The 26,399-nt window shown below is 48.7% G+C and carries 24 protein-coding genes; 18 read left to right on the forward strand and 6 right to left on the reverse strand.

Going from position 1 to position 26,399, the window contains the following annotated elements:
* Positions 1-69 precede the first annotated feature (69 nt).
* On the forward strand, positions 70-1,137 hold the full coding sequence (locus E0698_RS14395) for an AI-2E family transporter (RefSeq protein ID WP_192511995.1): 1,068 nt from the start codon (positions 70-72) through the stop codon (positions 1,135-1,137).
* Between the two features lie 72 nt (positions 1,138-1,209).
* On the opposite strand, the gene E0698_RS27330 is transcribed toward E0698_RS14395, so the two are convergent.
* Positions 1,210-1,341, reverse strand: a complete 132-nt coding sequence (locus E0698_RS27330) for a hypothetical protein (RefSeq protein WP_273042326.1) — start codon at positions 1,339-1,341, stop codon at positions 1,210-1,212.
* A gap of 139 nt (positions 1,342-1,480) precedes the next feature.
* On the opposite strand from E0698_RS27330, the gene alaS reads away from it, so the two are divergent.
* From alaS to E0698_RS14450, 11 genes are all read left to right on the forward strand, one after another.
* A complete protein-coding gene (gene alaS, locus E0698_RS14400; RefSeq protein WP_192511996.1) occupies positions 1,481-4,114 on the forward strand; it encodes an alanine--tRNA ligase in 2,634 nt (877 codons plus the stop codon).
* Between the two features lie 136 nt (positions 4,115-4,250).
* Positions 4,251-4,511, forward strand: coding sequence for an IreB family regulatory phosphoprotein (locus E0698_RS14405; protein ID WP_007431624.1), 261 nt, complete (start codon positions 4,251-4,253; stop codon positions 4,509-4,511).
* Positions 4,512-4,520: 9 nt separating this feature from the next.
* Positions 4,521-4,937: a Holliday junction resolvase RuvX gene (gene ruvX / locus E0698_RS14410; RefSeq protein WP_014282932.1), complete on the forward strand. Its 417-nt coding sequence runs from the start codon at positions 4,521-4,523 to the stop codon at positions 4,935-4,937.
* 13 nt (positions 4,938-4,950) lie between these two features.
* Entirely contained in the window at positions 4,951-5,253 is a 303-nt protein-coding gene (locus tag E0698_RS14415) for a DUF1292 domain-containing protein (protein ID WP_134913170.1), read from the forward strand.
* Positions 5,250-5,555, forward strand: a complete 306-nt coding sequence (locus E0698_RS14420; protein WP_014282931.1) for a DUF1292 domain-containing protein — start codon at positions 5,250-5,252, stop codon at positions 5,553-5,555. Before E0698_RS14415 ends, E0698_RS14420 begins: the two co-directional genes overlap by 4 nt.
* Positions 5,556-5,650: 95 nt before the next feature.
* Entirely contained in the window at positions 5,651-6,679 is a 1,029-nt protein-coding gene (gene mltG, locus E0698_RS14425) for an endolytic transglycosylase MltG (RefSeq protein ID WP_192512058.1), read from the forward strand.
* An 11-nt stretch (positions 6,680-6,690) separates the two neighbouring features.
* A complete protein-coding gene (locus E0698_RS14430; RefSeq protein ID WP_044648687.1) occupies positions 6,691-7,620 on the forward strand; it encodes a peptidase U32 family protein in 930 nt (309 codons plus the stop codon).
* A gap of 32 nt (positions 7,621-7,652) precedes the next feature.
* Positions 7,653-8,984, forward strand: a complete 1,332-nt coding sequence (locus tag E0698_RS14435) for a peptidase U32 family protein (RefSeq protein ID WP_192511997.1) — start codon at positions 7,653-7,655, stop codon at positions 8,982-8,984.
* A gap of 223 nt (positions 8,985-9,207) precedes the next feature.
* Positions 9,208-11,457 (forward strand): methyl-accepting chemotaxis protein, encoded by a 2,250-nt coding sequence (locus tag E0698_RS14440; protein ID WP_192511998.1) that lies wholly within the window; start codon positions 9,208-9,210, stop codon positions 11,455-11,457.
* Positions 11,458-11,826: 369 nt separating this feature from the next.
* Positions 11,827-11,928, forward strand: coding sequence for a sporulation protein YjcZ (locus E0698_RS14445; protein WP_082067271.1), 102 nt, complete (start codon positions 11,827-11,829; stop codon positions 11,926-11,928).
* A gap of 149 nt (positions 11,929-12,077) precedes the next feature.
* Positions 12,078-13,886: a peptidoglycan D,D-transpeptidase FtsI family protein gene (locus tag E0698_RS14450; protein WP_192511999.1), complete on the forward strand. Its 1,809-nt coding sequence runs from the start codon at positions 12,078-12,080 to the stop codon at positions 13,884-13,886.
* Here the strand turns inward: E0698_RS14450 and E0698_RS14455 are convergent.
* A complete protein-coding gene (locus E0698_RS14455; protein ID WP_192512000.1) occupies positions 13,841-14,995 on the reverse strand; it encodes an AI-2E family transporter in 1,155 nt (384 codons plus the stop codon). The genes E0698_RS14450 and E0698_RS14455 overlap by 46 nt on opposite strands.
* A 268-nt stretch (positions 14,996-15,263) precedes the next feature.
* Here E0698_RS14455 and E0698_RS14460 point away from each other — a divergent pair, with 268 nt between their 5' ends.
* Entirely contained in the window at positions 15,264-16,712 is a 1,449-nt protein-coding gene (locus tag E0698_RS14460) for a YkoP family protein (RefSeq protein ID WP_192512001.1), read from the forward strand.
* Positions 16,713-16,801: 89 nt separating this feature from the next.
* Here E0698_RS14460 and ilvD read toward each other — a convergent pair whose 3' ends face one another.
* The 3 genes from ilvD to E0698_RS14475 form a co-directional block, all read right to left on the reverse strand.
* Complete coding sequence (gene ilvD / locus E0698_RS14465; protein ID WP_044648168.1) at positions 16,802-18,490, reverse strand: dihydroxy-acid dehydratase; 1,689 nt, start codon at positions 18,488-18,490, stop codon at positions 16,802-16,804.
* Between the two features lie 236 nt (positions 18,491-18,726).
* Complete coding sequence (locus E0698_RS14470) at positions 18,727-18,975, reverse strand: KGG domain-containing protein (protein ID WP_014282920.1); 249 nt, start codon at positions 18,973-18,975, stop codon at positions 18,727-18,729.
* 175 nt (positions 18,976-19,150) lie between these two features.
* Positions 19,151-20,185 (reverse strand): acyltransferase family protein, encoded by a 1,035-nt coding sequence (locus E0698_RS14475; RefSeq protein WP_134913175.1) that lies wholly within the window; start codon positions 20,183-20,185, stop codon positions 19,151-19,153.
* Positions 20,186-20,501: 316 nt separating this feature from the next.
* On the opposite strand from E0698_RS14475, the gene E0698_RS14480 reads away from it, so the two are divergent.
* The 4 genes from E0698_RS14480 (at position 20,502) to mgrA (ending at position 23,938) form a co-directional block, all read left to right on the forward strand.
* On the forward strand, positions 20,502-21,308 hold the full coding sequence (locus tag E0698_RS14480; RefSeq protein ID WP_192512059.1) for an alpha/beta fold hydrolase: 807 nt from the start codon (positions 20,502-20,504) through the stop codon (positions 21,306-21,308).
* Between the two features lie 16 nt (positions 21,309-21,324).
* The gene (locus E0698_RS14485; RefSeq protein WP_192512002.1) at positions 21,325-22,104 is read left to right on the forward strand and encodes an HAD family hydrolase; all 780 of its coding nucleotides are present in this window, start codon (positions 21,325-21,327) and stop codon (positions 22,102-22,104) included.
* Complete coding sequence (locus E0698_RS14490) at positions 22,092-22,835, forward strand: NAD-dependent protein deacylase (protein ID WP_192512003.1); 744 nt, start codon at positions 22,092-22,094, stop codon at positions 22,833-22,835. The genes E0698_RS14485 and E0698_RS14490 overlap by 13 nt, the downstream gene beginning before the upstream one ends.
* Before the next feature lie 83 nt (positions 22,836-22,918).
* Positions 22,919-23,938, forward strand: coding sequence for an L-glyceraldehyde 3-phosphate reductase (mgrA, locus tag E0698_RS14495; RefSeq protein ID WP_192512004.1), 1,020 nt, complete (start codon positions 22,919-22,921; stop codon positions 23,936-23,938).
* A 196-nt stretch (positions 23,939-24,134) separates the two neighbouring features.
* Here the strand turns inward: mgrA and E0698_RS14500 are convergent, their stop codons facing one another.
* Positions 24,135-25,001, reverse strand: coding sequence for an AraC family transcriptional regulator (locus tag E0698_RS14500; protein ID WP_192512005.1), 867 nt, complete (start codon positions 24,999-25,001; stop codon positions 24,135-24,137).
* A gap of 219 nt (positions 25,002-25,220) precedes the next feature.
* On the opposite strand from E0698_RS14500, the gene E0698_RS14505 reads away from it, so the two are divergent.
* Positions 25,221-26,399 carry a galactokinase gene (locus E0698_RS14505; protein WP_192512006.1) on the forward strand — a complete coding sequence of 393 codons (1,179 nt, stop codon included), beginning with the start codon at positions 25,221-25,223 and terminating at the stop codon, positions 26,397-26,399.

The following is a 26,399-nucleotide window of genomic DNA, read 5'->3' on the forward strand; positions in this document are numbered from 1 at the left end:
TATGGGAAGGATTAAAGTAAAGGTACAGGCATATACTGAATAGAGGCTAGTCCGGTAAGGGGGCACGGTATGGAGCAATTAACGAAAAGCAGGCTGTTCCGATACGGAATATGGACGCTGCTGGGACTTGTCATTCTATATTTTATCTGGCTGCTGCGGCCTTTGTTTTTGCACCTGTATGATTTTCTAAAAACGATTATTGCGCCATTTGCGGTGGCGATGATTATTTCCTATGTGCTTAATCCTGTGGTCAATATGCTGGGCGGACGCAAGGTACCTCGAAGTGTAGCCGTTCTGCTCATTTATGCCGTATTTTTGGGCAGCCTCGTCGTTATTCTGATGCACCTGATTCCGATGTTTATTGATCAACTGGATGAACTGAATGAGCATCTGCCTGAGCTGACCATGCATGCACAGGGATTAATGACGAATATGGACGGAAGTATTTTACCCCAAGGGGTACGCTCAGGTATGAATCAGTGGTTTTTTCAACTTGAAAACCGGATGGCTACAGGCATTGCCACTTTTATGGACAACATCGGCGGGATGATCAATATGTTGTTCAATGTGTTCATTGTGCCGTTTCTCATTTTTTATATTTTAAAGGATTTCGATGTGTTTGAAAGGGCCATTGTGTCTTATCTCCCGCGATCGCGCCGCAAGGCTATTGTAACGGTGCTCAAGGAAATTGATCAGGCGCTCGGTAACTATGTACGTGGACAACTGCTGGTGTGTGTCATTATCGGGGTGATGGCCTATATCGGATATATGCTGATTGGCATGCCTTATGCGCTGCTACTGGCAGGAGTGGTGGCTGTGTTCAATATCGTGCCGTATTTAGGCCCGTTTTTGGGGGCTGCTCCAGCGGTCGTTATGGCTTCTACGGTTTCTTTTAAAATGGTGCTGCTGGTCGTAGTCGTCAACACCTGTATTCAAGTGCTGGAAAGTAACGTCATTTCTCCCCAGGTGGTTGGACGAACCTTGCATTTGCATCCGATTGCCATCATTTTCGCACTGCTGGTGGGCGGGGAAATAGCGGGAATAACCGGGTTGATTTTGGCGGTTCCGGTGATGGCGGTCTTGAAGGTGGCGCTCCAGCATTTTTTTGCTTATTACGTGAAGCGCAAAACGATCTGATTTCGTTTCATATCCCCGTCTGAAATCGCGTTGACACGGCTAAATGACACGGATATACTGAATTGAGTATGTTTAAATGTGTTTATCCAGTAGGGAAAGCTCATTTCGGAGTGCGGGCTGAACCCGCCGGGATGCTCCCGTTACCAGTGAAAACAAGGCGATCGCTCGTCCGTTAATCAGATGTTGGGTGCGCAGCTTGCGCATGTAGCATTTCTTACAGAGGGGACGACGATAACCAGGGTGGTACCGCGATACAATCGTCCCTGATCCGTTCAGGGGCGTTTTTCTGTTTTTATGGCCTGTGCCAAGTACAAGTGACACTATAATTTAGGAGGCTACTTATATGAAAGCTAGTGAAATCCGCTCCAAATGGCTGGAGTTTTTTGAAAGCAAGGGACATGTGATTGAACCAAGCGCACCGCTTGTTCCACATAAGGATCCTTCCCTGCTGTGGATTAATGCGGGGATGGCACCGCTTAAACCTTATTTTGACGGCCGTGTGAAGCCTGAAAATCCGCGTATCGCCAATTCGCAAAAATGTATTCGCACGAATGACATTGAAAATGTCGGCAAAACGCGCCGTCACCACACCTTTTTCGAGATGCTCGGTAATTTTTCGATTGGCGACTATTTTAAGGAAGAAGTCATTGTGTGGGCATGGGAGTTTCTGACTGATCCGAAGTGGATCGGCTTTGACCCGGAGCGTCTGGCTGTAACCGTGTATCCTGAGGATGAAGAGGCGTACAAGCTGTGGAACGAAAAGGTAGGACTTCCTGCTGAACGTATCATCAAACTGGAAGATAACTTCTGGGATATCGGCGAAGGCCCTTGTGGACCTTGTACGGAAATCTTTTATGATCGCGGCGAAGCTTACGGCAGCGACATGACGGACCCTGAAATGTATCCGGGTGGGGAAAACGAGCGTTATCTGGAAGTATGGAACCTCGTATTTTCACAATTCAACCATAACAAGGATGGCAGCTACACGCCGCTTCCGAACAAAAATATTGATACAGGCGCCGGATTGGAGCGTTTTGCATCCATTTTGCAAAATGTGGATTCCAACTTTGATACGGATATTTTCCAACCGATTATTCAGAAAACAGCTGCTATGGCAGGGGTTAAATATAACGAAAATGTGGACAGCGATGTGGCTCTCAAAGTGATCGCCGACCATGTTCGTACCGTAGCTTTTGCGATTGGTGACGGTGTGCTGCCTTCCAACGAAGGCCGTGGTTATGTTATCCGTCGTTTGCTGCGCCGTGCTGTACGTTACGGAAAAATGCTGGGCATGAACCGTCCATTTATGTTTGAACTGGTGGAAACGGTGGGAGATGTCATGGGCGTGTACTACCCTGAGGTAGTGGACAAGCGTGATTTTATCATCAAGGTAATCAAAACGGAAGAGGAACGCTTCCACGAAACGCTAACGGACGGATTAGCTATTTTGGCTGATATCAGTGCTCAGGCAAAAGCGGAAGGTCGCGATGTCATCAGTGGAGCGGACGCTTTTAAACTGTATGATACGTATGGTTTCCCATTCGATCTCACCGAGGATTATGCGGACGAGCAAGGCTTAAAAGTAGACCGTGAAGGTTTTGATGAAGCGATGCAGGAGCAACGGCAACGTGCGCGTGACGCTCATCAGGACAATGCCAGCATGAAGATTCAAGGTGGAGCCTTGTCTGACCTGGCGGTTAAAAGCGACTTTGTTGGATATAATGACCTCATAACCGAGTCTAAAATTGTGGCTATTGTATATGAAGATGTGCTGGTGGATAGTGTTAGTGAAGGACAGACTTGTCAGGTTGTGCTGGACGTGACTCCTTTTTATGCTGAAAGCGGAGGACAGGTCAGTGACCATGGCTTGCTGCGCGGGGGTACGGTAACGGCGAAGGTCGAAGGGCTGTTCAAGGCACCGCAAGGCCAGCATGTACATCAGGTCGTCGTGGAAGCCGGTGAACTTAACATTGGCGATACGTTGAAAGCGGAAGTGGACCAAGTATCTCGCGGTGAAATCGAAAAAAATCACACGGCTACGCATTTGCTTCACAAAGCACTTAAGGAAGTACTGGGTGACCATGTCAATCAGGCAGGTTCACTGGTGGAGCCTGGGCGTCTACGTTTTGACTTCTCCCATTTTGGAAGCATTACGCCGGAAGAACTGGCGGATATTGAGCTGCGTGTAAATCGCGCCATTTGGAGCCAGCTCGATGTAAATATTGAACTGAAACCGATTGATGAAGCCAAGGCTCTTGGAGCGATGGCGCTGTTCGGTGAAAAATATGGAGATATCGTACGTGTCGTCAAGGTAGGCGATTACAGCATTGAGCTGTGCGGCGGCTGTCATGTGAGCAACACCTCACAAATCGGACTGTTCAAGCTTGTCAGCGAGAGCGGCATCGGATCGGGTGTTCGCCGGATTGAAGCGGTGACCGGACGCTTTGGCTTTGAATATATGGAGGGCCAGTTGGAGTTGCTAAAAGTATCGGCAGGTCTGGTGAAGTCCAAGCTGTCCGAGGTGCCAAAACGCATCGAATCCTTGCAGCAGCAAATTAAAGACCTCAGTCGTGAAAATGAATCGCTGCAAAGCAAGCTGAGTGTTATTGAAGCGGGCCAGTTGACCGATCAGGTCGTACAAGCTGGCGGAGTACAACTGTTGGCTGCACGTGTACAGGCTTCCAGTATGGATGCGCTGCGTGCAATTGCCGATGAACTGAAAGGCAAGCTTCCGACTGCTGTGCTGGTGCTAGGGGCTGCGATGGACGACAAAGTTAATTTTGTCGTAGCTGTACCGGCAGAGCACACCAAGACCGGGCTTCATGCAGGCAAGCTTGTGAAGGAAATTGCTGCGGTATGCGGCGGTGGTGGTGGCGGCCGTCCGGATATGGCGCAAGCCGGAGGCAAGGATGCCAGCAAGCTGGACGAAGCGCTCGTGCGCGCCCGTGAATTGGTAGTGGCGGCTTCTCAAGGATAAAGTTCGATAATTTTTGCGGAATTTTGGAAAAAACCGGACTTAGACATTTCCTTGAAGGGCTCTGCTTATGGTATGATGTATAAGAATAAGCTGGCATAAACATGTACACATGTTTTGTGGAAGCGAGGTGTCAACAGTGGATTCCATGGACAAAACGGTCAAATTTAATGTCAAGGCGGATGAGAAGGAAGCTTCTGCTCAGGAGATTTTGTTGACCGTATATGATGCTTTGGTAGAAAAAGAATACAATCCGATCAATCAGATTGTCGGGTATTTGTTGTCAGGTGATCCGGCTTATGTGCCACGGCATAATAATGCCAGAAGCCTGGTACGCAAAAAAGAACGCGATGAATTGATTGAAGAGCTGGTTCGTTTCTATCTGGCCAAGCACCGTTAGGAGACAGGCATGAAAGTAATGGGATTGGATTACGGGGACCGCCGAATCGGGGTCGCCGTAAGTGATGCCTTCGGCTGGACCGCCCAAGGATTGGAAGTCATAGAACGACGCGGTGACGACAGCGAGTTCGGTAAGATTGCAAATCTGGTCCGTGACAATGAGGTCGGCGAGGTTGTAGTAGGCTTGCCGAAAAACATGAACGGTACCGTGGGTCCACGCGGTGAGATTTGCATTGAGTTTGCGAACCGACTCAAGGAGTTACTGGGTTTACCCGTTCACCTTTGGGATGAACGGCTGACGACGCGTTCGGCAGAGCGCACGCTCTTGGAGGCCGACGTCAGCCGAAAAAAACGCAAGCAGGTGGTAGACAAACTGGCCGCAAGCCTGATCTTGCAAAACTATTTGGACGCACACAGTACAAGGTGAGGGGGATTTCGTAATGACTGAAAATCAAGTGGGTATGGAAGAAGAGCCGGAAATTATTTACATTGCCGATGACGAGGGCAACGAGGAAGAGTTCGAGGTCATTATGAAGTTTGAGGTAGACGGTTCCGAAGCGAAGTACATGATGGTTGCGCCAGTGGACCCTGAAGCCGACGAGTCCGATGTGTACGCCTTCCGTTACGAGGAAGAAGGCGATGATATTAAATTGTTTGTGATCCAAGACGATGCCGAATGGGAAATCGTTGAAGAGACCTTTAATACATTTGTGGAAGAAGAGGACGAGGAAGACGGGAAATGACGAACTATTCACGTGAAGACCTGAGCTGGACCTCTGATTTGAAGGAAGCGTTCGGCGGCGATGTAGAGCTACAGGATGAACAGGGCCGTGCGGTACGCATGGAACTGGAAGCGGAGTTCAAGGTAGGAGAGCAACGGTACGCCGTATTGCGCAAACCCGGAGCTGCTGAAGGCGAGCATGAGCTGTATCATGTGAGCCCATCCCCGGAAGGCGATATTTCCATCACCACGATTGAGGATGACGATGAGTGGGAAGATATTTCCGAGCTGTATGATGAATGCACACTGCCGGAAGAGCTGTAAGGTCTGGATAACGAGGAGATCAAACCTGAAAGGGCGGACCAGTCCGCCCTTTTTGGCTGTGAAGGAGTTGGGTGGAATTGAAGCGAAGGACGACATTGGTTACGTTGCTTCTATTGTTTGTGATCATAGCAGGCGGAGCAACTCTCTATATTTGGAATGCCATGCAGCCTGTCCAAACGAAGACGCAGCCGGTTGCATTTACAGTAGTGAAGGGAACGGGTACATCCGCTATAGCAGATACACTGGAGCAAAAGGGACTCATACGTAATGCGCTCGTGTTTAAGGCTTATCTTAAATTCAAACAGCAAGGCAGCACATTTAAGGCCGGAAAATATGAGGCTCAGCCCGGTGCTACCTTCGATCAGTTGATTGCCAAACTATCGGCAGGGGACGTTGTGAAAGAGGAAATGATCCGTTTTACGATACCGGAAGGATTTACGATCAGACAGATGGCTGATAAGCTGCAAAAGGAAGGACTGGCGGACCAGAAGCAATTTTTGCAGCTGGCCAACGATCCGTCCGCTTTTGACGTCGCGCTGGTGCGGGACATTCCAAAGCAGGCGGGGCTTCGCTATGCGCTGGAAGGCTATCTTTTCCCGGAAACCTATGAGCTTAAAAAGGGCAGTACGACCAAAGATATTATACAGGCGATGCTGGATCAGACGCAAAAACGTCTGGAGACCGTTCCCGATTTGGACGCCAAGCTGAAACAGCGGGGGGAAACACTGCATCAACTGCTGACCGTTGCTTCTCTGGTGGAGCGCGAGGTCGTTGTGGATAGTGAACGGCCTGTCGTGGCTGGCGTTATTTATAACCGGCTCAAGCAGGATAAGAAGCTGGAAATTGACGCTACCGTTCAATATATGCTGGACAAGCAAAAGGAACGGCTTTATTACAAGGATCTGGCTGTAGAAAGCCCATATAATACGTATTTGCATCAGGGGCTTCCACCGGGGCCGATTGCAAGCCCCAGTCTGAAATCAGTGGTAGCGGCTTTACAGCCGAACGCTACGGATTATTTATTTTATGTGACCAAAAAAGATGGAACGCACGGACATTTGTTTGCCAAGACATATAAAGAACATTTGCATAATATTCAGGTGAGTAACCGTAAGACAAATTAGGAGGTGAGCCTATGGCTTACAAACCCGAACTATTGGTAACTGCCAGCTCTCCGGAGGATGCCCGTCAAATGCTGGAGGCTGGAGCCAGCGCATTACTTATTGGAGATGACCGTTTCGGAATGCGGTTACCGGGACATTTTACACCGGACCAAATCCGTGAGGTTGTAGAAGAAGCTCGAAAGCATACGGCCCAGGTATATGTATCCATGACCAACTTGATGACGAACGAGCTATTGCCGTTCCTTCCCGAATACGTGCAGACGCTTGCCGGATGCGGTGTAGATGCCATTGAGTTTAATGATCCGGCAGTATTGATGGCGGTAAAGGAATATGCCCCTCATGTGAAGTTGTTCTGGAACGGTGAAATGATTTCCACCAACTTCGCAACCGCCAACTATTGGGGAGAGAAGGGCACTTCGCGCGTCATTTTGGCCCGTGAGCTGAGTATGGACGAAATTACGGAAATGGTGCCAAAGTTGAACATGGAGGCGCAGGTTCAGGTGCATGGCATGACTAATATTTATCATTCCAAGCGCAAGCTTGTACAAAGCTATATGCTGCATCAGGGACGCCCGGTGGAAGGTGATCTGGGCAGAGAGCGTGGCTTATTTTTGATCGAAGCAGAGCGGCAGGAAGAGAAGTTTCCGATTTATGAGGATATCAACGGAACGCATATTATGAGTTCGGATGATTTTTGTATTATGGAGGACCTGCATATTCTGATGGAGGCAGGCGTGCATAGCTTTAAGATTGAGGGCTTGTTGAAGCCTGCGGCTTATAACGCGGCGGTCGTTCGTGCTTATCGCAAGGCGATGGATACTTTTACAGCCGATCCGGACGCTTATGCTTATGATGAAAGCTGGCTGGATGAGGTTCGCCGTCTTCAAGATCCTGAACGGGAACTGTCCTTCGGATTTTTCTATAAAGAACAGGTTTATTAATTTGAAAATGAGTACACAGAGGGGGGAACGTCATGGGAACGATGACCAAAACGAGAAAGTATATGGGCAAGCGGAATCGTCTGGATAAGCCGGAGCTGCTGGCTCCTGCCGGAAATCTGGAAAAGCTGAAGTTCGCTATTCACTATGGCGCGGATGCCGTGTACATTGGTGGACAAAAATACGGTCTGCGCTCCAATGCCGATAATTTCAGCTTTGAGGAAATGCGGGAAGGCGTAGAGTTCGCGAAAAAATATGGTGCCAAAGTTATTGTTGCTACCAACATTTATGCGCACAATGAGGATATTGCGGGGATTGAAGAATACCTGCGTAATTTGTACAATGCGGGTATTCATGCTGTCATCGTCGCTGATCCTGCGATTGTATCTGTGGCATTGCGTACGGTGCCGGAGCTGGAAGTGCATTTGAGCACTCAGCAATCGACGCTGAACTGGCAGGCGGTAAAGTTCTGGAAGAATGAAGGACTGCCGCGTGTGGTACTGGGCCGTGAGACCAGCCTGGAGGAAATTGAAGAAATTAAAAAGCATGTGGACATCGAAATCGAAGCTTTTGTCCATGGTGCGATGTGCTCTTCATTTTCCGGCCGTTGCGTGCTGTCCAATCACTTTACGGACCGAGATTCCAATCGTGGGGGCTGCTGTCAGTCCTGCCGCTGGAAGTACGATCTGTTTGAGGATGCCCGTCAAGACGAGGTGTGGATATCTGAGGAAGAGGCGCAGGATAGTAATGTGCTGAAGCAATTCCAGCTTGGTGTTAATCAACTTCCACTGTTTGAGGAAAATGATAATGCTTTTTCCATGGGCTCTAAGGACCTTTGCATGATTGAAAATGTCCCTGATCTGATTGACGTCGGTGTAGATAGCTTCAAAGTAGAGGGACGTATGAAGTCCATTCACTATGTGGCTACGGTTGTAAATGTCTATCGTCAAGCGATTGACTCCTATATGGCTGATCCTGAAAATTATGTGCTCAAGCCGGAATGGATTGATGAAATTAACAAGGCGGCCAATCGTCCGCTGAATACCGGCTTTTTCTACGATACACCGGATCATGAGGATCATATTTATGAACCGGAAGAAAAGGCTGCACCTTATGATTTTGCCGGACTGGTTATGGACTACGATGCTGAGAGTGGTATAGCCACCATTCAACAGCGTAACCATTTTAAACCGGGACATGAAATTGAATTTTTTGGTCCGAACGGTACGTTTTTTAAACAAACGGTCGGAACGATCTGGGATGAAGAAGGTAACGAACTGGATGCTGCCCGCCACCCGCTTCAACGGATCAAAATGAAGGTAGATCAGCCTGTATCTTATTTTGACATGATGCGTAAAAAGAAGTAATTAAGTCTTAAGTCTTAGATAAAAAGATTCAAAAGCCTCTCCTATCGGTTGGAGGGGCTTTTTTTTGAATACTTTTCTAGGAAAAAAGTTTCACAAAATTTAGTGGGAGTTGAAAGGAAAGCTACATTCCTTGTCGAATAGTTCCGATAGATATGATATAGATAATAGATACATAACGGATACGTGGATCAGGAAACTAATTATAGGGTGGTAGGTGAGAGAGATGGTTTTTTTGAAAAAAGAGGGGAATACAACGAAGAAGCAAGCAAAAAAAACGGCTATCATTAAAGGTATCAAGGGCAGCAAGGCGACAACGGCTAAAGGAGACAAAGCAGCGGAGACGTCTTCGAAGGTTGTTCCCTGGTTGGCTAAGGCTACTCGTGGAGGCGCATACAATTTAAAGCGCTTACTCAAGCCGGAAAAGTACAGTAAGGATTTTATGCATTTGGTCAAAAACTATAATCCGGTTCGTTCGGTAGGTATGAAGCTGTTTTTGATCTTTTTTACAGCGATTATGTTGTTTGTGATCAGTCTGGGAATGATTTCATATTTTAAAGCCAAAAACACAATTGAACAAAATGCGGCTACCGCATACCAGCAAACGGTTCAACAAACGGCAGAGAAGTTGGATATCATTTTGGAGCGCTTTCAAGATACCTCGACGCAGGTGTTTTTTGATACTGAATTAAGTGATCAGCTACAAAAGGCGGCAAAGCAGGAGAAAAATTCGTTTGATTCATTTGTCGCTATGGGTGAAGTAAACAAGAAGTTAACGAATATTGCATTTACAAATAAGGAAATTGATTCGCTTTATCTGTATCCTGAACAGACGGATCTGGCTGCTATGGGCACAGGAACACAAAAGGATGTACGACAGGAAGCATGGTTCAAGGATATTTTAAAAAATAAAGGGATCGTCTGGTTGCCTACACAGGTAAATGAAAACGGCAGCAAGACGTTTCGTCTGGCTCGTTCCATGAACAGCATGTCGGGCTTGGGCGGGACTTACGTCTTGGTCATGGATTTGAAGTCCAGTGCCGTGGATGATCAGTTGAAGAGTATTGATTTGGGCGCGGGCAGTATGATTAGCCTTATTACACAGGATGGCGTTTTTATAGGCTCCAACATTGATGCTCTGGAAGGAGGGAAACAAAAGTTGGATTACGTTTCACAGCTCCAGGGTGTTGAAGGAAATCAAATTTTGGAGCAGTCCGCAGATGGGAAAGTGCAAAATGTGCTGGCCGTGCATAATACACTGGGCACCTCCAAATGGATTCTCCTGGGTGTCGTACCTGTATCTGTGCTGGTTAAAGATGCCGAAGGGATTTTAACGGCGACCTGGATTTTTGCTGCGGTGGCGGCACTGATCGCGTTGTTCATCGGTTTGTGGATAGTGCGCCTTGTGGCTCTCCCTTTAACGCATTTAAAGGATCTGATGCTGGAAGGAGCCAAAGGCAATCTGCAAGTTCGTACCAACTACAATGCGCAGGATGAAATCGGGCAGTTGTCTGTAAGCTTTGATACGATGATGGAGCAGATTACTTTGCTGGTAGATCAGACGAATGTTTCAGCTCAAGAAGTGCTGGATACAGCGACGGAACTCAGTAATGCCTCGAAGAAAACGGCCATCTCAGCTAAGGAAATTGCAGCGGCTACTGAGGAGATTGCTCACGGATCTGCCAGTTTGGCGACAGAGGCTGAACGTGGCAGCGGACTGACAGGAAACATATCACAGCAAATGGATACGGTTATAGCTTCCAACCATGAAATGAGCAAGGTTGCACATGAGGTCGAGCAATCCAGTGAACAAGGAACGGTTCAACTGAAACACCTCCTGAGTAAGACCCAGGTCACCGAAGAAACGACGCATGCGCTTGTGAGCAAAGTAGACAAGTTGAAGGAGACGACTTCCGATGTCTTCAAGGTGCTGGACGTGCTACAAGATATTGCGAAGCAAACAAATATTTTATCGTTGAATGCTACGATTGAAGCGGCAAGGGCTGGAACGGCAGGGCGTGGATTTATGGTGGTGGCCAATGAGGTTCGGCAGCTGGCTGAACAATCACGTCAAGCCATTCGCACGGCGACGGGAATTATTAATAACATCGTCGGTGAGATGAATGAGACGGTTCAGGCGTTATCGGAGGTGTACCCACTGTTCCGACAGCAGATGGGAGCGGTACAGGAGACGACGGACATTTTCCAATCGGTACAGCAGCAAATGGGAGAGTTTGCGCTTCGATTGGGTACGGTTACCTCATCCATTCAGGAGCTGAGTGAATCGCAGGCGATCTTGTCGGAGGCGATGACCAGTGTGAGTGCGGTAGCGGAACAATCCTCCGCCACTTCGCAGGAAGTCGCTTCTCTCAGCACCGAGCAGGCGAATATCGGGAATCAGCTGGTAGGATTGTCTGATAAGCTGGAAGGGGTATCTGTCAATTTGAAGGAGCAGCTTTCACGGTTTACCGTGTAAAGCATGGGTCTTCATAAATTGTAGGAGCTTGCTCTCGTTTACAGGATTATCTTGTTATATGAATTTATTGTTTACCCAGAAGCCCTTTCCTTAGCCAAGACCTTGCATAGCCTATACAGTACGTTAAAACAAAGGAGGCGTTCTTGTGGAGGAAATGGAAAGAGGCTTCGGAGGAGTGTGGACATCAATAGCTGCTATCCTGACACTGTTTATTTTGTTAGTGATCATCTTGAAAACATTTCTCTTATAACATTGTGGGCTCTACTGCGTTGTACTGGTAGAGCCTTATTTGTTTGCCTGAATGCCCTGCCATTGAGTAATCTCCTACATATGCTGAAGTGTACTATACATCAAAGGAGGGATCGAGCCATGGGTGGATTTGAAGGTGGTTACGGCGGTTGGACTTCTACTGGTGCAATTTTGGTACTCTTTATTCTGTTGGTTATCATCACTAAAGCAATTTGGATTTAGTTCGTAAATAATCGTGAAGGCAATGTTTAATAACCACTCGGCTTCCCAAGCTGGGTGGTTTTGCTTTTCAACAAAACGACATGCCATATAGCATACAGATTGGAAAAAACAATTACAGGACATACTACTGGAAAAAAGATGAAAGAAGGATGCGTGTGCCGAGGCGTGGCAGCAGTTTCATTCGAAAACGTCGAATTGCATATATGGCTGTAGGCATTACGGCATTGCTACTCCTTTTGCTATTACGGCTGGCCTGGATACAGGGGACGGCAGGTATCCACATGTCCGCTTACGGAGGGCATTCGCTCAAGGAAATGTCTGTACGACAGCGACAGGAGGGAATTGCAATCGACTCGGGGCGGGGGCAATTTACGGATCGGTACGGACGCCCGTTAACTGGGAGCGTGGCATGGACACCAGTGCTTTTTCCTGATGTGGATGGTAAAACAGCCCTGCACGGAGAACAACTTGCCAAGCTGCTGCGGACAAACAGGAAAGAACTGCTGGCTCGATGGAAGGGGCTGCAATCCCCGCTGTTATGGCGAGATGGGCGTGGAGAACCCCTGCATATCAAGCCTGATGAAGCGGACCAACTGCTTAGCCTCGCACCTTCTCTGGTAGAGCTTGTCCCGTATTCGACACGCTACAACAATGTACCCAATGGCAAGCAGTGGCTTGGATTTCTGTATGAACGACCAGACCGACCGGGTCAACTGCCGACCGGGGCAGCCGGGCTGGAAAGAACGCTGGAGCCGCTGCTGAGCGGTGTCGGTGAAACGTTTGTTTCCCGATTTGTGGATGCGCAGCGCCGTCCGCTGGCTCATGCGCCGTTACGGGTCAGTGCGCCATCCAATGATCACTATCCTCTACAGGTCCAGACGACCATTGATCTTCCATTACAGCAGCAGCTTGAAAAGCTGACGGAAACCAATCATCTGGCAGAAGGGGCGGTGGTTGTGCTGGATGCAGGGAACGCTGATGTACTGGCGATGGTGTCTCGTCCCTTTTATAACCCTGGTCGCGTCGATCCGCAGCAGACAACAGGCTGGTCTAATCGCGCCCTCAAGGCGGTGACGCCCGGCTCCATTTTCAAGCTTGTTACGGCGGCGGCTGCGCTTGAATCGGGGGTAGTCCAACCGAAGGAGCAATTCCATTGTCATGGGACCTATGGGAAGTATGGTTTGGCATGCTGGAAAAAAGAAGGACACGGCGCTCTGAACCTGGAGGAAGGGCTCGCCGTATCCTGTAATATCGTGTTCGCTCATCTGGGTGAACGGCTGAGCCCTGCCCAAATTCAGGCCACAGCCTCTGCGCTCGGATTGAACCGGACCGTCGGCTGGCAGGAGCGGAATCTTGCAGGCATGTCGCAGTTCAGTCCGTTGGATCACGAAGAAAAGGGAGCCGTATTCGGCTCCCATACGTATGCGACTGATCCGGGTGTACGTGTCCAGACAGCTATCGGCCAGCGAGACGTGCTGGTCACGCCCCTCCAAGCCGCCAATCTTATCGTGACATTGCTGCATGATGGTCAGGTGCATGCTCCACGGCTGGTGAAGCACGTCGGCTACGCAGACGGAGGTACGTTGCTGGATCTGCCAGCTCACGCTTCCCCATCACCCGAAGGAAGCCATCCGATTCACGCTTCCACAGCTCGTACGCTTCGCGAAGCGATGGAGAAGGTCGTAGCCCACGGCACAGGTGCATCCTTGCGTGGCAAGCCTTGGCATCTGGCTGGAAAATCGGGCACAGCCCAGGCTCTAAAGGACGGTCAACCCGTGAATCACCAATGGTTTATCGGCTATGGCCCGGTGGAGCGTCCTCGTTATGCCGTTGCCGTTCTGGTACAAAATGCGCGACAGCATTCTGCAAATCAGGCAACAGCACTGTTCGGTCAAGTGATGGACCTGTTAGCTCAATTTTCCTCGGTCCCACGAGAAGCTACACGCTCTTCCTCCTGAATTTTGACGATAAAGGGAGGCTCCTCGAATTCCTCTGTCGGAAATCGAATCCATTGCTGCAAATAGCCTTGCTGCCATAATTCCTTCAGTAAAATGATCAGGATTGGAGACAGGATCAACCCGGCCAATCCGAAGATCGACAACGAGATGATGGCAAAGGAAAGCATCAGATAAGCGGATGAAATGCCGATGGAATTACCGGTGATTTTAGGCTCTGCGAGCTGGCGGACGATTACCGTAACAGCCATGACAATGAGCAGCCCTACAGCCAGGCCGGTGTTGCCCGTGATGAACAAATAGACTGCCCACGGAATAAAAATAACAGGTACACCCAGCAGTGGCAAAATATCGAACAAAGCCGCCACAAGAGCCAACGACAGGGCATTATCCACCTGCAAAATGAGTAAACCTATAAATACGAGAACAAAGGTAATTCCCACCAGCATGGCTTGTGCCTTCAGAAAGGCTGAAATCGCTTTGAGTACATGATTTTTCAGAAAAAGATAAGCGGTTTTAAGCGTCTTGGGTGTTTTACTGCGAGCAATGCCCTTCCAGAGATTGATCTCCATACTTAAAAAGAAAGCTAAAATAATGGCAACTGCAAAGTTGCCCATAAAGACAGTGAAGGAGCTGAGAAACTGTATGAAAAAGGATAGCCCCAGCTGTGCCCATTTGGTGGCAATGGCGGTCGCAGTTTCAAAATAATCGTTAACACGTTCGGTAATCCCCGGCGGTAAAGCGGCAATTTTATCTTGGGAAAGATGAAGATACCGTGTGAATTCCGTTTGTATAATCTGGGTATACTGTGGGAGATTTTGCGCCACTTTCGTAAATTGCGTAACCAGAATCAGACCCAGTCCAAAAAAAATAGCGAGTAAAAGGATGATAAACAGCAAAACGGAGAGCGCGGAAGCGAAGGGCTTCTTCATACCTTTGCGGTTGAAATAACGGGCCACAGGTTCAATGCACCAAAACACAACGAACGACAGGAACACAGGGGCCGCGAGCTGATACAGCTTACTGGATACGAACATAATTAAATACACGGTTAATACAATCAGGCCGATATCAAAAACGGTCCGCCAATATTTTTTGTACAATGGTAACATATGTATACAACGACTCCTTTAAGATTTTTACCTATTGTACACTAAATTGGATCTCTATGCTGCTTGTATAGGTACTCAAAGTAGAGAATCCAGATCAGCAGTATAACCGCCTTGAGCAGCATTGGGTTAGACCCGTAGTTGATTATTATGCTCAAGAAAGAATGCAGCAAAATCTCGGCACGCTTACGACTTTGTGATAACATATAAGTAAGTGAGTTTTCCTCAGAAGCCTGCTTGGTAGTCAGAAATAGAAAAGTGGGGATAAAACGTGCAGACTTTGCTGTTATGGATGTTTTACATTTCAACTTTTTATGCTTTTATTCCGGCGCTGGTCAGTCGAATGTTTGGATTCCGGGTGTTCCGGCGGGGCAAAAGTGAGCAAGAGTATGCGCTCACCTTCGATGATGGTCCTGATCAGGTGTATACCCCGCAGTTGCTTGATTTGCTGAAGCGTTTTGATGCCAAGGCTACTTTTTTTGTCGTAGGCATACATGCGGAAAAACACCCGGAGCTTTTGAAACGCATGCATGACGAAGGTCACTTGATCGGTATTCATAATTATGTGCACAAATCGAATTGGCTTATGCGGCCCGTCACGGTCAGAAGACAAATTGCCCGGACAGAGGCTGTTATTCGCCGGGTAACCGGGGAAGGAACGACCTTTTACCGCCCACCATGGGGAATTGTGAATTTCTTTGATATTTCCAACTCGAATGGTCGCCGAATCGTATTATGGTCCTCCATGTTTGGGGATTGGAAGGCAAGCATCGGAGCAAAACAGTTGGCTGAGCGGATGCTCAAAAAGCTGAGGGGTGGCGAGGTGATGCTGCTCCATGACTGCGGTACAACACTGGGGGCAGACGCAGGCGCTCCGCAAAACATGCTGATTGCGCTGGAGAAGCTGTTGGTGGTTGCCCAAGAACGGAAGCTGCGCAGCGTACGTGTCGATACCTTATTTTGTCGTGAGTCCGCCAGCAGACCTGCTACTACCGAAAGATCCAATACGAGTTGGTTTAAAAGAACGTTAGTATTCGGATGGTTGCTGTATGAGCGGATATTTCACGTTCTGTTCCGTCTACGTCCGGTGCGTAAGGAGGACACGATCTTTTACTACCGTCGGTGTATCTATCATGGGCCAAATGTGAACATGGAGAACGGCAGGTGGCTGGAAAAAGGGGACGCCATCGTCGAGCTGCATTTTGATAATAAAATGCTGTTTCAATTAGGCACAACCGCCAAGTCTATGGTACATTTGGCTATTCAACTGATTCGGATTGTGAAACGACAGCTTCCTGATCTAGCCTACCGGATTGCAGATGACCCCAAAATGAACGGTATTAAGGCCGTTTATGCAGTGAGTATGATTAACCGGGGCCCAGAGAAACTGGGTTTTCAGATACGAGATCTTCCCAAGGGACTGTTCAGGATAGTATCAACCATATATTTAAAGCTGTTATTTAGTGTTATCCATCCTTCCGGCTCAAAGCAGTTGTATGAAAAAAGGGACGTAATGGTGCCAAAGATGATTGTGATGCCGATTGATACTCTGTTTGACCGTTTTTGGACAGGAGATTCATACCATACGGGTCAAGGCCACAGCACAACCGACTCACGGGACGCTGCTCCTGTTCTCCACAGCGGAGTGACCCAGGATACTAACGCTATTCAGGAAACAGTCAGAGCCTCACAAGCAGCGGATACAAGATCAAGTAGTTGAAATTAATGCAAAAAAGCCTCCCAACCCCTGTGATCAGGGTGTTCGGGAGGCTTTTGTTTATTCGTTTTTAAAACATATCATGATAAAGATTAGATTTTCATAATACCGCCGTTGCTTGCATTGGTCACCAGCTTGGAGTAACGTGCCAGGTAACCTGTTTTAACCTTCGGCTCGAAGCCTTTCCAGTTTGCGCGACGACGTTCAAATTCTTCGTCACTAATTTGCAGCTCAATCGTACGATTGTTCAGATCCAGCTCGATAATATCGCCGTCCTCAACAAAAGCGATAGGGCCGCCTTCTGCTGCTTCGGGGGAAATGTGACCGATGGAGATACCACGGGATGCGCCTGAGAAGCGTCCGTCTGTAATCAGGCCGACCTTGGCACCAAGTCCCATACCGACGATTTGCGAAGTTGGAGCGAGCATTTCAGGCATACCTGGTCCACCTTTAGGACCTTCATAACGGATAACAACAACATGGCCTTCTGCGATTTTACCGTTTGCGATGCCAGCCAGCGCATCTTCCTGTGAATCAAAGCAGATGGCAGGGCCTTTGTGATAACCACCAACAGACGGATCAACTGCACCGACTTTAATGATGGAGCCTTGCGGTGCCAGGTTACCAAACAATACTGCCAAACCGCCGCGTTCGGAATAAGGGTTGTCCAGCTTGTGGATAACATTGGTATCCAGGATTTCCTGACCCTCTACGTTTTCACGGATTGTTTTTCCGGTTACAGTAATACAATCACCATGCAGCGCGCCCGGCTTCTTCAACAGTTCATTCAGCACTGCGCTGACGCCGCCTGCATTATGAACATCCTCGATATGGTAGTCGGAAGCAGGTGCCAATTTGGACAAATGAGGTACGCGGTTCGCCACTTCATTAATCCGTTCGATAGGGTAGTCTACTTCAGCTTCATGAGCCAGTGCCAATGTGTGCAATACTGTATTGGTAGAGCCACCCATTGCCATGTCCAGCGCAAATGCGTTATCAATAGCTTCTTTAGTCACGATATCACGTGGTTTCAGGTCCAGCTTGATCAATTCCATCAATTGACGTGCAGATTGTTTGACGAATTCTTTACGTTCTTCCGCTACTGCGAGAATGGTGCCGTTACCGGGCATAGCCAGACCCATCGCTTCTGCGAGACAGTTCATGGAGTTCGCTGTGAACATACCTGAGCAAGAGCCGCAAGTTGGACAGCCGTATTGTTCTAATTCCAGCAGGCTTTGATCGTCGATTTTACCAGCCTGATATGCACCTACACCTTCGAAGACGGAGGTCAGGGAGATCGAGCGTCCATTTTTGTCTTTACCAGCTTTCATGGGGCCGCCGCTGACGAAAATAGTCGGGATGTTCACGCGCAATGCGCCCATCATCATGCCGGGTGTGATTTTATCACAGTTTGGAATGCAGACCATGCCGTCAAACCAGTGAGCGGAAACAACAGTTTCCAGGGAGTCGGCAATAATTTCGCGGCTTGGCAGAGAATAACGCATACCAATGTGTCCCATGGCAATGCCGTCATCTACACCAATGGTGTTAAACTCAAAAGGTACGCCGCCTGCCTCACGAATGGCTTGCTTGACAATTTTGCCGAATTCCTGCAAATGGACGTGGCCCGGTACGATGTCGATATACGAGTTACATACTGCGATAAACGGTTTGTCAAAGTCTTCTTCTTTAACGCCCGCTGCGCGCAGCAAGCTGCGGTGAGGAGCGCGGTCAAAGCCTTTTTTAATCATATCGGAACGCATTTTCGTCTTAGCTGTCATGATGCTGGTTTCCCCCCAAAGTTCAAAAATGGTATGGCGTTCGAAAACGCCGAAATAGCGCAGATGTTTTCTAAAGAGTCTATCATACATGTGCGCATATTTCTACATATATAGAAAGTAATCGATTGGATTTTTGTGATGTCGGCCAAATATGAAAAAGCCCACTCCGCAATAAAGCGGGATGGGCTTGAGCTTGCTTTTATAGTGATGAAGGGTGTTTTATGTGGTACTGCACATTAATTTCTGCCGCCTTTGCGTCCAATGTCCCTGTAAAAATCTTTGTCATGGGACTCAGCCGTAGCATCGCCGCCACGTTTACCAATTTCCTGATAAAATTCTTTATCATGGGAGTTAGCGGTGGCTTGCCCGCCTTTTTTACCAATCTCCTGATAAAATTCCTTATTGTGCTTCTTGGATGTAGCTTCTCCCCCCATACGACCTGCCTCTTCGCGACTCATTTTACCCTGATCCTGATTACGTGCCATGACAAATCACTCCTTTATGAAAAGTTGTTTTTTGTTGCGCGCATCCATTACTTACCACATCACGCCTTGATGAAACAGGCCCTTTGCTAAGTAAAGAGGGTCAGGGTCCGCCTGATTTTTCGTCTGATAGCGAATTGTCGCGTGCAGATACTTGAATCAGAATGGACATAAAAAATTATGCGGATCGTTTAAAAAGGTAAGGAGACGGTTTAAGCATCCAGTCGACCCGTGGCTCGATTAAAGGATGTGTTGCATTCCGCACCCAAGGCAGAGTCAGCAGACAGCACAGACCCGCAGCACACGCTACAATCAGCATCACTTCTACCGGAGTGTCTATATAATCGTAAATTCCCTTGGCAACAGTGGTGCGGACAATCAGACCATGAAGTAAAAAGACGTATAATGTCCGCCGCCCCATTTCAGTTATACGTCCAGTGACGGCTGGAACAAAGCTCAGAAACGCGATAGCCGCTATGAATTGCACTCCGTAAATGCCAATGCGGTAAATCCCCGCATACCATTCGGTATGGCCCAGCTCACCATAAGTCATGCTGCCATACAGCCAGCCTGCCGGAATGCCGTAGTACGACGTTCCCGCCAGTACCATAAGCAGAAGGGATACAACGCCTGCGATCACACGAACTGGAGTCGTGAAGAAGCGGCGAACATCGGCATAATGCAGATGATACCCTGCTACGAAAAAGGGCAAATAAACAAAGGTTCTGCTTATGCTGAGCCAGATGCCATCCACTGGTAGATACCCGACAAGGATACCCAGCAGCACGGAGATACCTATTTGGACAACAGGCGGCATTCCCTGGAAAGCAAGCATCAGCAGTCTCCAGCAAATATGACTGGCAAGGAACCAGAGCAGCAAATAAGGTGCAAAAAAAGAATGATGAATATGAGGGACATGGAAAAGCGCAGCATCCAATATCGAATAGAGGGTTTGGAAAATAAGATATTGCATACCGATCTGAAGCAAGACTTTCCGGCCTGCGTGCCCAGCTAACGATGTTTTGGCAAAGTACCCTGTAACGAGCACGAACAACGGCATATGAAACATGAATATCCAGCTAAACCATTGTTGGGCGATGTGAAGCGAGCCGACCAATGGCTCCAGAGCATTGCCTGCAAATACGCATATGATCAGCATAAAGCGCAAATTGAGAAAGAAGCTTTCTCCTTGTATGTCATGGCTTGTCGTCATGTAATTCCCTCCGAACGGCACTCAGCCGAGTAAACTCTGTATAAAATAATCCTTACAAGGAACAAGGTACGATACTCTGAGCCTTATCATTGTGATTTTATTCACAATAGTAAGCGCTATCATGTCCTTATTATGTGGCGGAAGCTTGAACAGGGGGAAAAGACTGGGCTAATGTCTGGAAATGTCTTCTTATTTGACCCTGTGTGCGCAACGATGGTACCCTAACAAGGCTATAGATAAGCTGATTTGCGCAGCAAAAAAATTTCATACACAAGTCATGAATCATGAGGTGCGAAATACGAAAGGAACATTTAAAATGAGAAGAAGAACGAGAAGATCATACAGCTCATATGGGACACGCGGTCCCCGGAAAATATGGAAAATTCTTTTGGGTATCCTGATTGTCATTGTGCTTATCGCAGGCTGGGGAGCATGGAAGGTATTTACGCCCTATCAGCCTGACAACACGGCCACTGCCGCATTAGCAGAAGTAGCCGATGCTGTGAAGGTGAACGAACAGGAGCATTGGGTTGGTTTCGAGCCTGCAAAAAGAAATGGTATCGGAGTTATTTTGTACCCGGGTGCTTTGGTGAAGCCTGAAAGTTACGCTCCTTTGGCCCACCGTCTGGCGCAAAAGGGTCATCATGTGATCATTGCAAAAATGCCGCTGAATCTTGCTTTGATTTCCCCGGATTTGGCGGGTGAGGTACTGAAGGCATATCCGAAAGAAACTTTTGTGATTGGAGGCCATTCGTTAGGTGGTGTCATAGCTGCCCGCTATGCGGCTGCACATCCCGATCAGGTCAAGGGCGTATTTTTCCTTGCTTCCTACCCAGATAATAAGGGTAATTTGAAGGATAAAAATCTGCCGGTCATTTCCCTGCTTGGAAGTGATGATGGAGTTATTAAAATGGATAGTGTTCAGAGTGGAAGAGCTTATCTACCAGCCAATACGCTGTATTTTACAGTTGAGGGCGGCAATCATGCCCAATTCGGTAGCTACGGAGCCCAAAAGGGGGATAACCCAGCGAAAATTAGCCCAGCCGAGCAATGGAATCAGACGGTTTCAGCTTTGCAGGACTGGATGAAAGAGAGTGTAGATTCAGCTCCAAAAAACCAGTAATGAGGAGGCGGGCTGCATGTCTGAGTTAGTCGTTCAGGGACAGCGGTTTCCATGCCGTGGCATTTTATTGGACAAGGATGGCACGCTGCTGGATTTTATTCAGTTGTGGGGTCCCTGGGCCCGTTCTATACTGGATATGCTGGAACAGCATCTTGCCGTGGCAGGTACAGATTTTACGGTGGAAAAAGGCAACATTCTGGGTACGATCCACGACCCTGAGGGGTGCGTGATCGGCTATGATCCTTCCGGCCCGCTGGCGATGGGGACAGTGGATGAAAGTACGGGCGTACTGGCTTGGCAGCTTTATACTGCCGGTGTACCATGGAATGAAGCAGTGAGGCTGGTTCGGGATTTTAACAAAGCGGCGATGGCTGATGTGCGGCGACATCGGGCAGCGAAGGTGTTTCCGGGCTTACGGACGCTACTGGAGCAAAGCCACCGTGCCGGATTGAAGCTGGCGGTCGTGACCTCTGACAGTACAGAGGCTGCGCAGGAGCACCTGGAGTGGATGGGTCTGACGTCATATTTTGACGAGGTCATCGGACACGACAGGGTTACATACGGTAAGCCGGACCCGGAAATGGCTGAAAAAGCTTGCTCCTTGCTGGGACTGTCACCAGCGGATGTAGTTGTCATCGGAGACAGCAACGGGGATATGCAGATGGGCAAGCGTGCCGGGGTGCGGCGGGCCATCGGATTTGCGCCAGAGCCGGAACGTTCCGGTCATTTGCTGGATGCGGACATCATCGTCCGCGGATATGAAGAGCTGGAGGTGCGTGAAACATGGACAACATAAAAACGTTGGCTGATTGGATACAGCAATCACAAAACATTGTTTTTTTCGGCGGGGCGGGTACGTCGACGGAGAGCGGTATCCCGGATTTTCGTTCGGCGGCTGGTCTGTATCAGAGTGAGGAAAAATTGCCTTATCCCCCAGAGGTTATGCTTAGCCGTTCCTTTTTTGTGAAGCATCCTGAAGTGTTCTTCGGCTTCTACCGTAGCAAAATGCTGCATCCGGATGCAGAGCCGAACGGCTGCCATCGTTTCCTTGCGTCACTGGAACAGCAAGGCCGCCTCAAAGCAGTCGTGACGCAAAACATTGACGGCTTGCATCAGGCCGCAGGCAGTATGAATGTGCTGGAACTTCACGGCTCGGTGCACCGCAATCATTGTATGGAATGCGGGCGCTTTTACAGTTTGAACGAAATGATGGACAGCTCCGAGGTAGTGCCCAAATGTCCGGTAGACGGGGGAATTATCAAACCGGATGTCGTTTTATACGAGGAAGAGCTGGATCAAGATACGCTTGTCCGGTCCATTCAAGCCATTTCGCAGGCCGATCTGCTATTCATCGGCGGAACCTCGCTGACGGTGCATCCTGCGGCGGGTTTAATTACTTATTTTCACGGTAAACATACCGTGCTGCTTAATACAGACCCTACCTCGTATGATCACAAGGCGGATCTCCTGATGACCGATCCCATCGGCAAGGTTATGGCAGAACTCGGCAATCAATTAGGTTTGTAATCGTTTTCTTGTCAACGGACGAATAAAAGCGCTATGATGTTGTTGAATGGACATAACAATGTTTCGAGAGAGGCTGGGATAGCATGGTTTATTTGGCTGGCGATGATCGTTATGAAAGTATGAAATATAACCGCACAGGGAGATCGGGCCTTAAGCTTCCTGCCATTTCACTGGGCTTGTGGCACAATTTTGGCGGGATTAACAATGCGGAGAACGGCCGTAACATGGTTACCCGCTCCTTTGATCTGGGGATTACGCATTTTGATCTGGCGAATAACTATGGTCCTCCTGCCGGTTCGGCAGAAGAATTTTTTGGACAAGTGTTGGCTAGTGATTTGAAGCCGTACCGGGATGAGATGGTCATTTCGACCAAGGCGGGTTACTATATGTGGCCGGGGCCTTATGGTGAATGGGGCTCACGCAAGTATGTGATATCCAGTCTGGATCAGAGCTTGAAGCGGTTGGGGCTGGATTATGTCGATATATTCTACTCCCACCGTTTTGATCCTGATACGCCGCTGGAGGAAACAATGCAGGCACTGGATCATATCGTACGTTCCGGCAAGGCGTTGTACGTGGGCGTGTCTAATTATAGTGCGGAGCAAACGGCAGAAGCGGCTCGAATTCTAAAGGAGCTGGGAACACCGCTGCTGATTCATCAGCCAAAATATTCTCTGCTCGACCGTTGGATTGAAAACGGATTGCAGGATGTACTGGACGAAAATGGGATCGGCAGTATTGCCTTTTGCCCACTGGCTCAGGGATTGCTGACCAATAAATATTTGAACGGAATTCCTGAGGATTCGCGTGCAGCGAGTACATCTGTCTTCTTGAATGAAAACAATGTGACACCCGAAACACTTCGTAAGGTGCGGGCGCTCAATCAAATGGCAGCTGCGCGCGGACAAAGCTTGGCTCAATTCTCGTTGGCCTGGGCTCTGCGTGGTGAGCGTCTGACCTCCGTCCTGATTGGGGCCAGCCGTGTGAGTCAAATCGAAGAAAACGTTGCTGCCTTGTCCAATCTGGACTTTTCACAGGAAGAGCTGGATCGGATTGATTCGATTTTGAATGCCGGGAACTTACAGGACGGCGGCACAGCATAAAGCCCAAAAGCTATTCTATCATCATCGGTATAACGTGCAATTTCTCATACCCAATATATACGCGACAGCCCACATTGTTGAAGGATGCGGGCTGTTTTCCATGTTCCGAACCATACCAGCTTGGTCGTTGCTCATGCTGCAACGGAGGATCAATCCCCGAACGGGGCAGGTCAGAATAAATGAACGATCAAGTCTGCTAAGGTTGCGGATATTGCTGAACCTTGCTTCGATACTGAGTTGGCGACTGGCCGCAGAAGCGCTTGAATTGACGTGAGAAATACAAAGCGTCGGTCAATCCCACCGAAGCGGCCACCTGCTCCACCGAAAGCTCGGGACGCTCGCGCAGCAGTTGGCGAGACTTGTCAATTCGCAGCTTGAGCAGATAGGTAACAGGGGAGACGCCTGTTTCCTTCTTGAATATGCGTGACAAATACGCACGGTTATAACCAAGTCCTTCGGACATTTGTTCGATAGAAACGGGATGCGCATATTGAGTGGACATATATTGGACCATCTGCTTGACCGTCCGCCGAATTTGCGAATCCGCCCCGGTCGGGTCAGACCAGTCGCTTAAATGATTACCCGCTTCCCCCATGATCAGATACAGATAGCCAAGGGCTGCAAGATGTGAGCTGGATTTTCGGCTGTAAAAGGCTAACTGCATCTGCTCCAAATAGCCGGGGATCAGGCTCTCACTGGAAGCGTGGAAGACAGGCTGATGCACGTGTAGCCCTGCTTCCTGCACCATCTGTTCGGTATGCTGTCCCGTAAATGCAGACCAGCGATACCGCCACGGTTCCTCTTCATCGGAGGTGTAGCTTACAAGCTGACCGGGATGGATCAGGAAAAAATCGTTTTTTTCAAGCTGATATGCGTGCTGCTCTGTTCGGAAGATACCTTTTCCCGATTCCACGAAATGGAGTAGATAGTAATCATAGAGCTTCGGCCCAACAGCATGACCGGATTTGGTTTGGCTCTCCCCGGCAAAAAGCACGTGCAGTGGACTATTTTCATAAAAGACCGGATTGGAGGCCACAGCATAACTATATGAATGCGTTTGCAAATATGGTCATCCTTCCTAGATTTGTGAATGGTTTAATAGATACGGTATACTTACATTGTACATATCCAAGTCACATTTATCCATAGCTTTAACACATGGATGCATTACATTATTTAACGCTTTCATTTATACTGAAATCATAAGAAGTGTCAACCTGATTAAGTTTGTTACAGGGAAGTCAGGGGAGCCTTTACTAACGGTGATGAGGTGGATGCGGATATGAACACTACTGAAATAAAGAAACGTTTTATCGACAAATATGGTGAAAGCAGCCATGAGCTGCGGATATTTCATGCTCCCGGGCGTGTCAATTTGATTGGGGAGCATATCGACTACAACGGTGGTTATGTACTCCCGGCTGCACTGGAATTCGGTACAACGCTGATTCTCCGTGCACGAAATGATGATGAAATTCATTTTGCTTCGACAAACCTGTCATATGAAGTGTCCATACCGCGTGGAGAAATAGGTAACAACAAAACGGACGAATGGGTGGACTATCCAGTGGGTGTGATGGTGGAGCTGGCTAAAAAGGAAGTTTATCCGTCTAGCGGATACGACTTGCTCTATCATGGAGCAATACCGAATGGTGCCGGATTGTCATCATCTGCTTCCATTGAGGTCGTAACAGGTTACGCGCTGCTCACTGCCGAAAAGCAGGCAACAGACACGGTTGAAATTGCGCTGTTGTCCCAGCGGGCAGAAAACAATTATGTAGGCGTCAATTGCGGCATTATGGATCAGTTCGCCGTAGCCAACGGTGCGGCTGACCATGCGATTCTGCTGATGTGCGATACGCTGGAGTACCGCAAGGTGCCTTTTCGTACGGGCGTTTATAAGCTGGTCATCGGCAATACGAACAAACGTCGTGGGCTGGTAGACTCAGCCTATAACGAGCGTCGTAGCCAATGCGCCGAGGCGTTGTCGATATTGCAGCAGCAGGAGCCGTCGCTGGAATATCTCGCTCAGCTGGATGAAGCCCGCTTCGGTAAGCTCCAGCATTATATTGCGGATGAAACAGTACGCCGTCGGGCACAGCATGTGGTGGAGGAAAACGCTCGTGTGCTGGCTTCTGTCGATGCCCTTGCGGCGAATGATCTTGCAGCCTTTGGACAGTTGATGAACGCTTCACATGATTCGCTACGCGATCTGTATGAGGTCAGCTGTACGGAGCTGGATGTAATGGTGGAAGAAGCAAGACGTATTCCCGGCACGCTGGGCTCGCGTATGACGGGAGCCGGATTTGGGGGCTGTACGGTTTCACTGGTTCATGAGGACGATGTGGAACGGTTTGTGAAGGAAGTCGGCGAAGCTTATCAGACCCGGACAGGGCTGGAAGCCAGCTTTTATGTATGTAAGGCGGGAGACGGAGTTAAAGAACAGAAGGAGGACGAATAA

This window comes from Paenibacillus sp. 23TSA30-6 (assembly GCF_014858585.1).
Taxonomy (GTDB): Bacteria; Bacillota; Bacilli; order Paenibacillales; family Paenibacillaceae; genus Paenibacillus.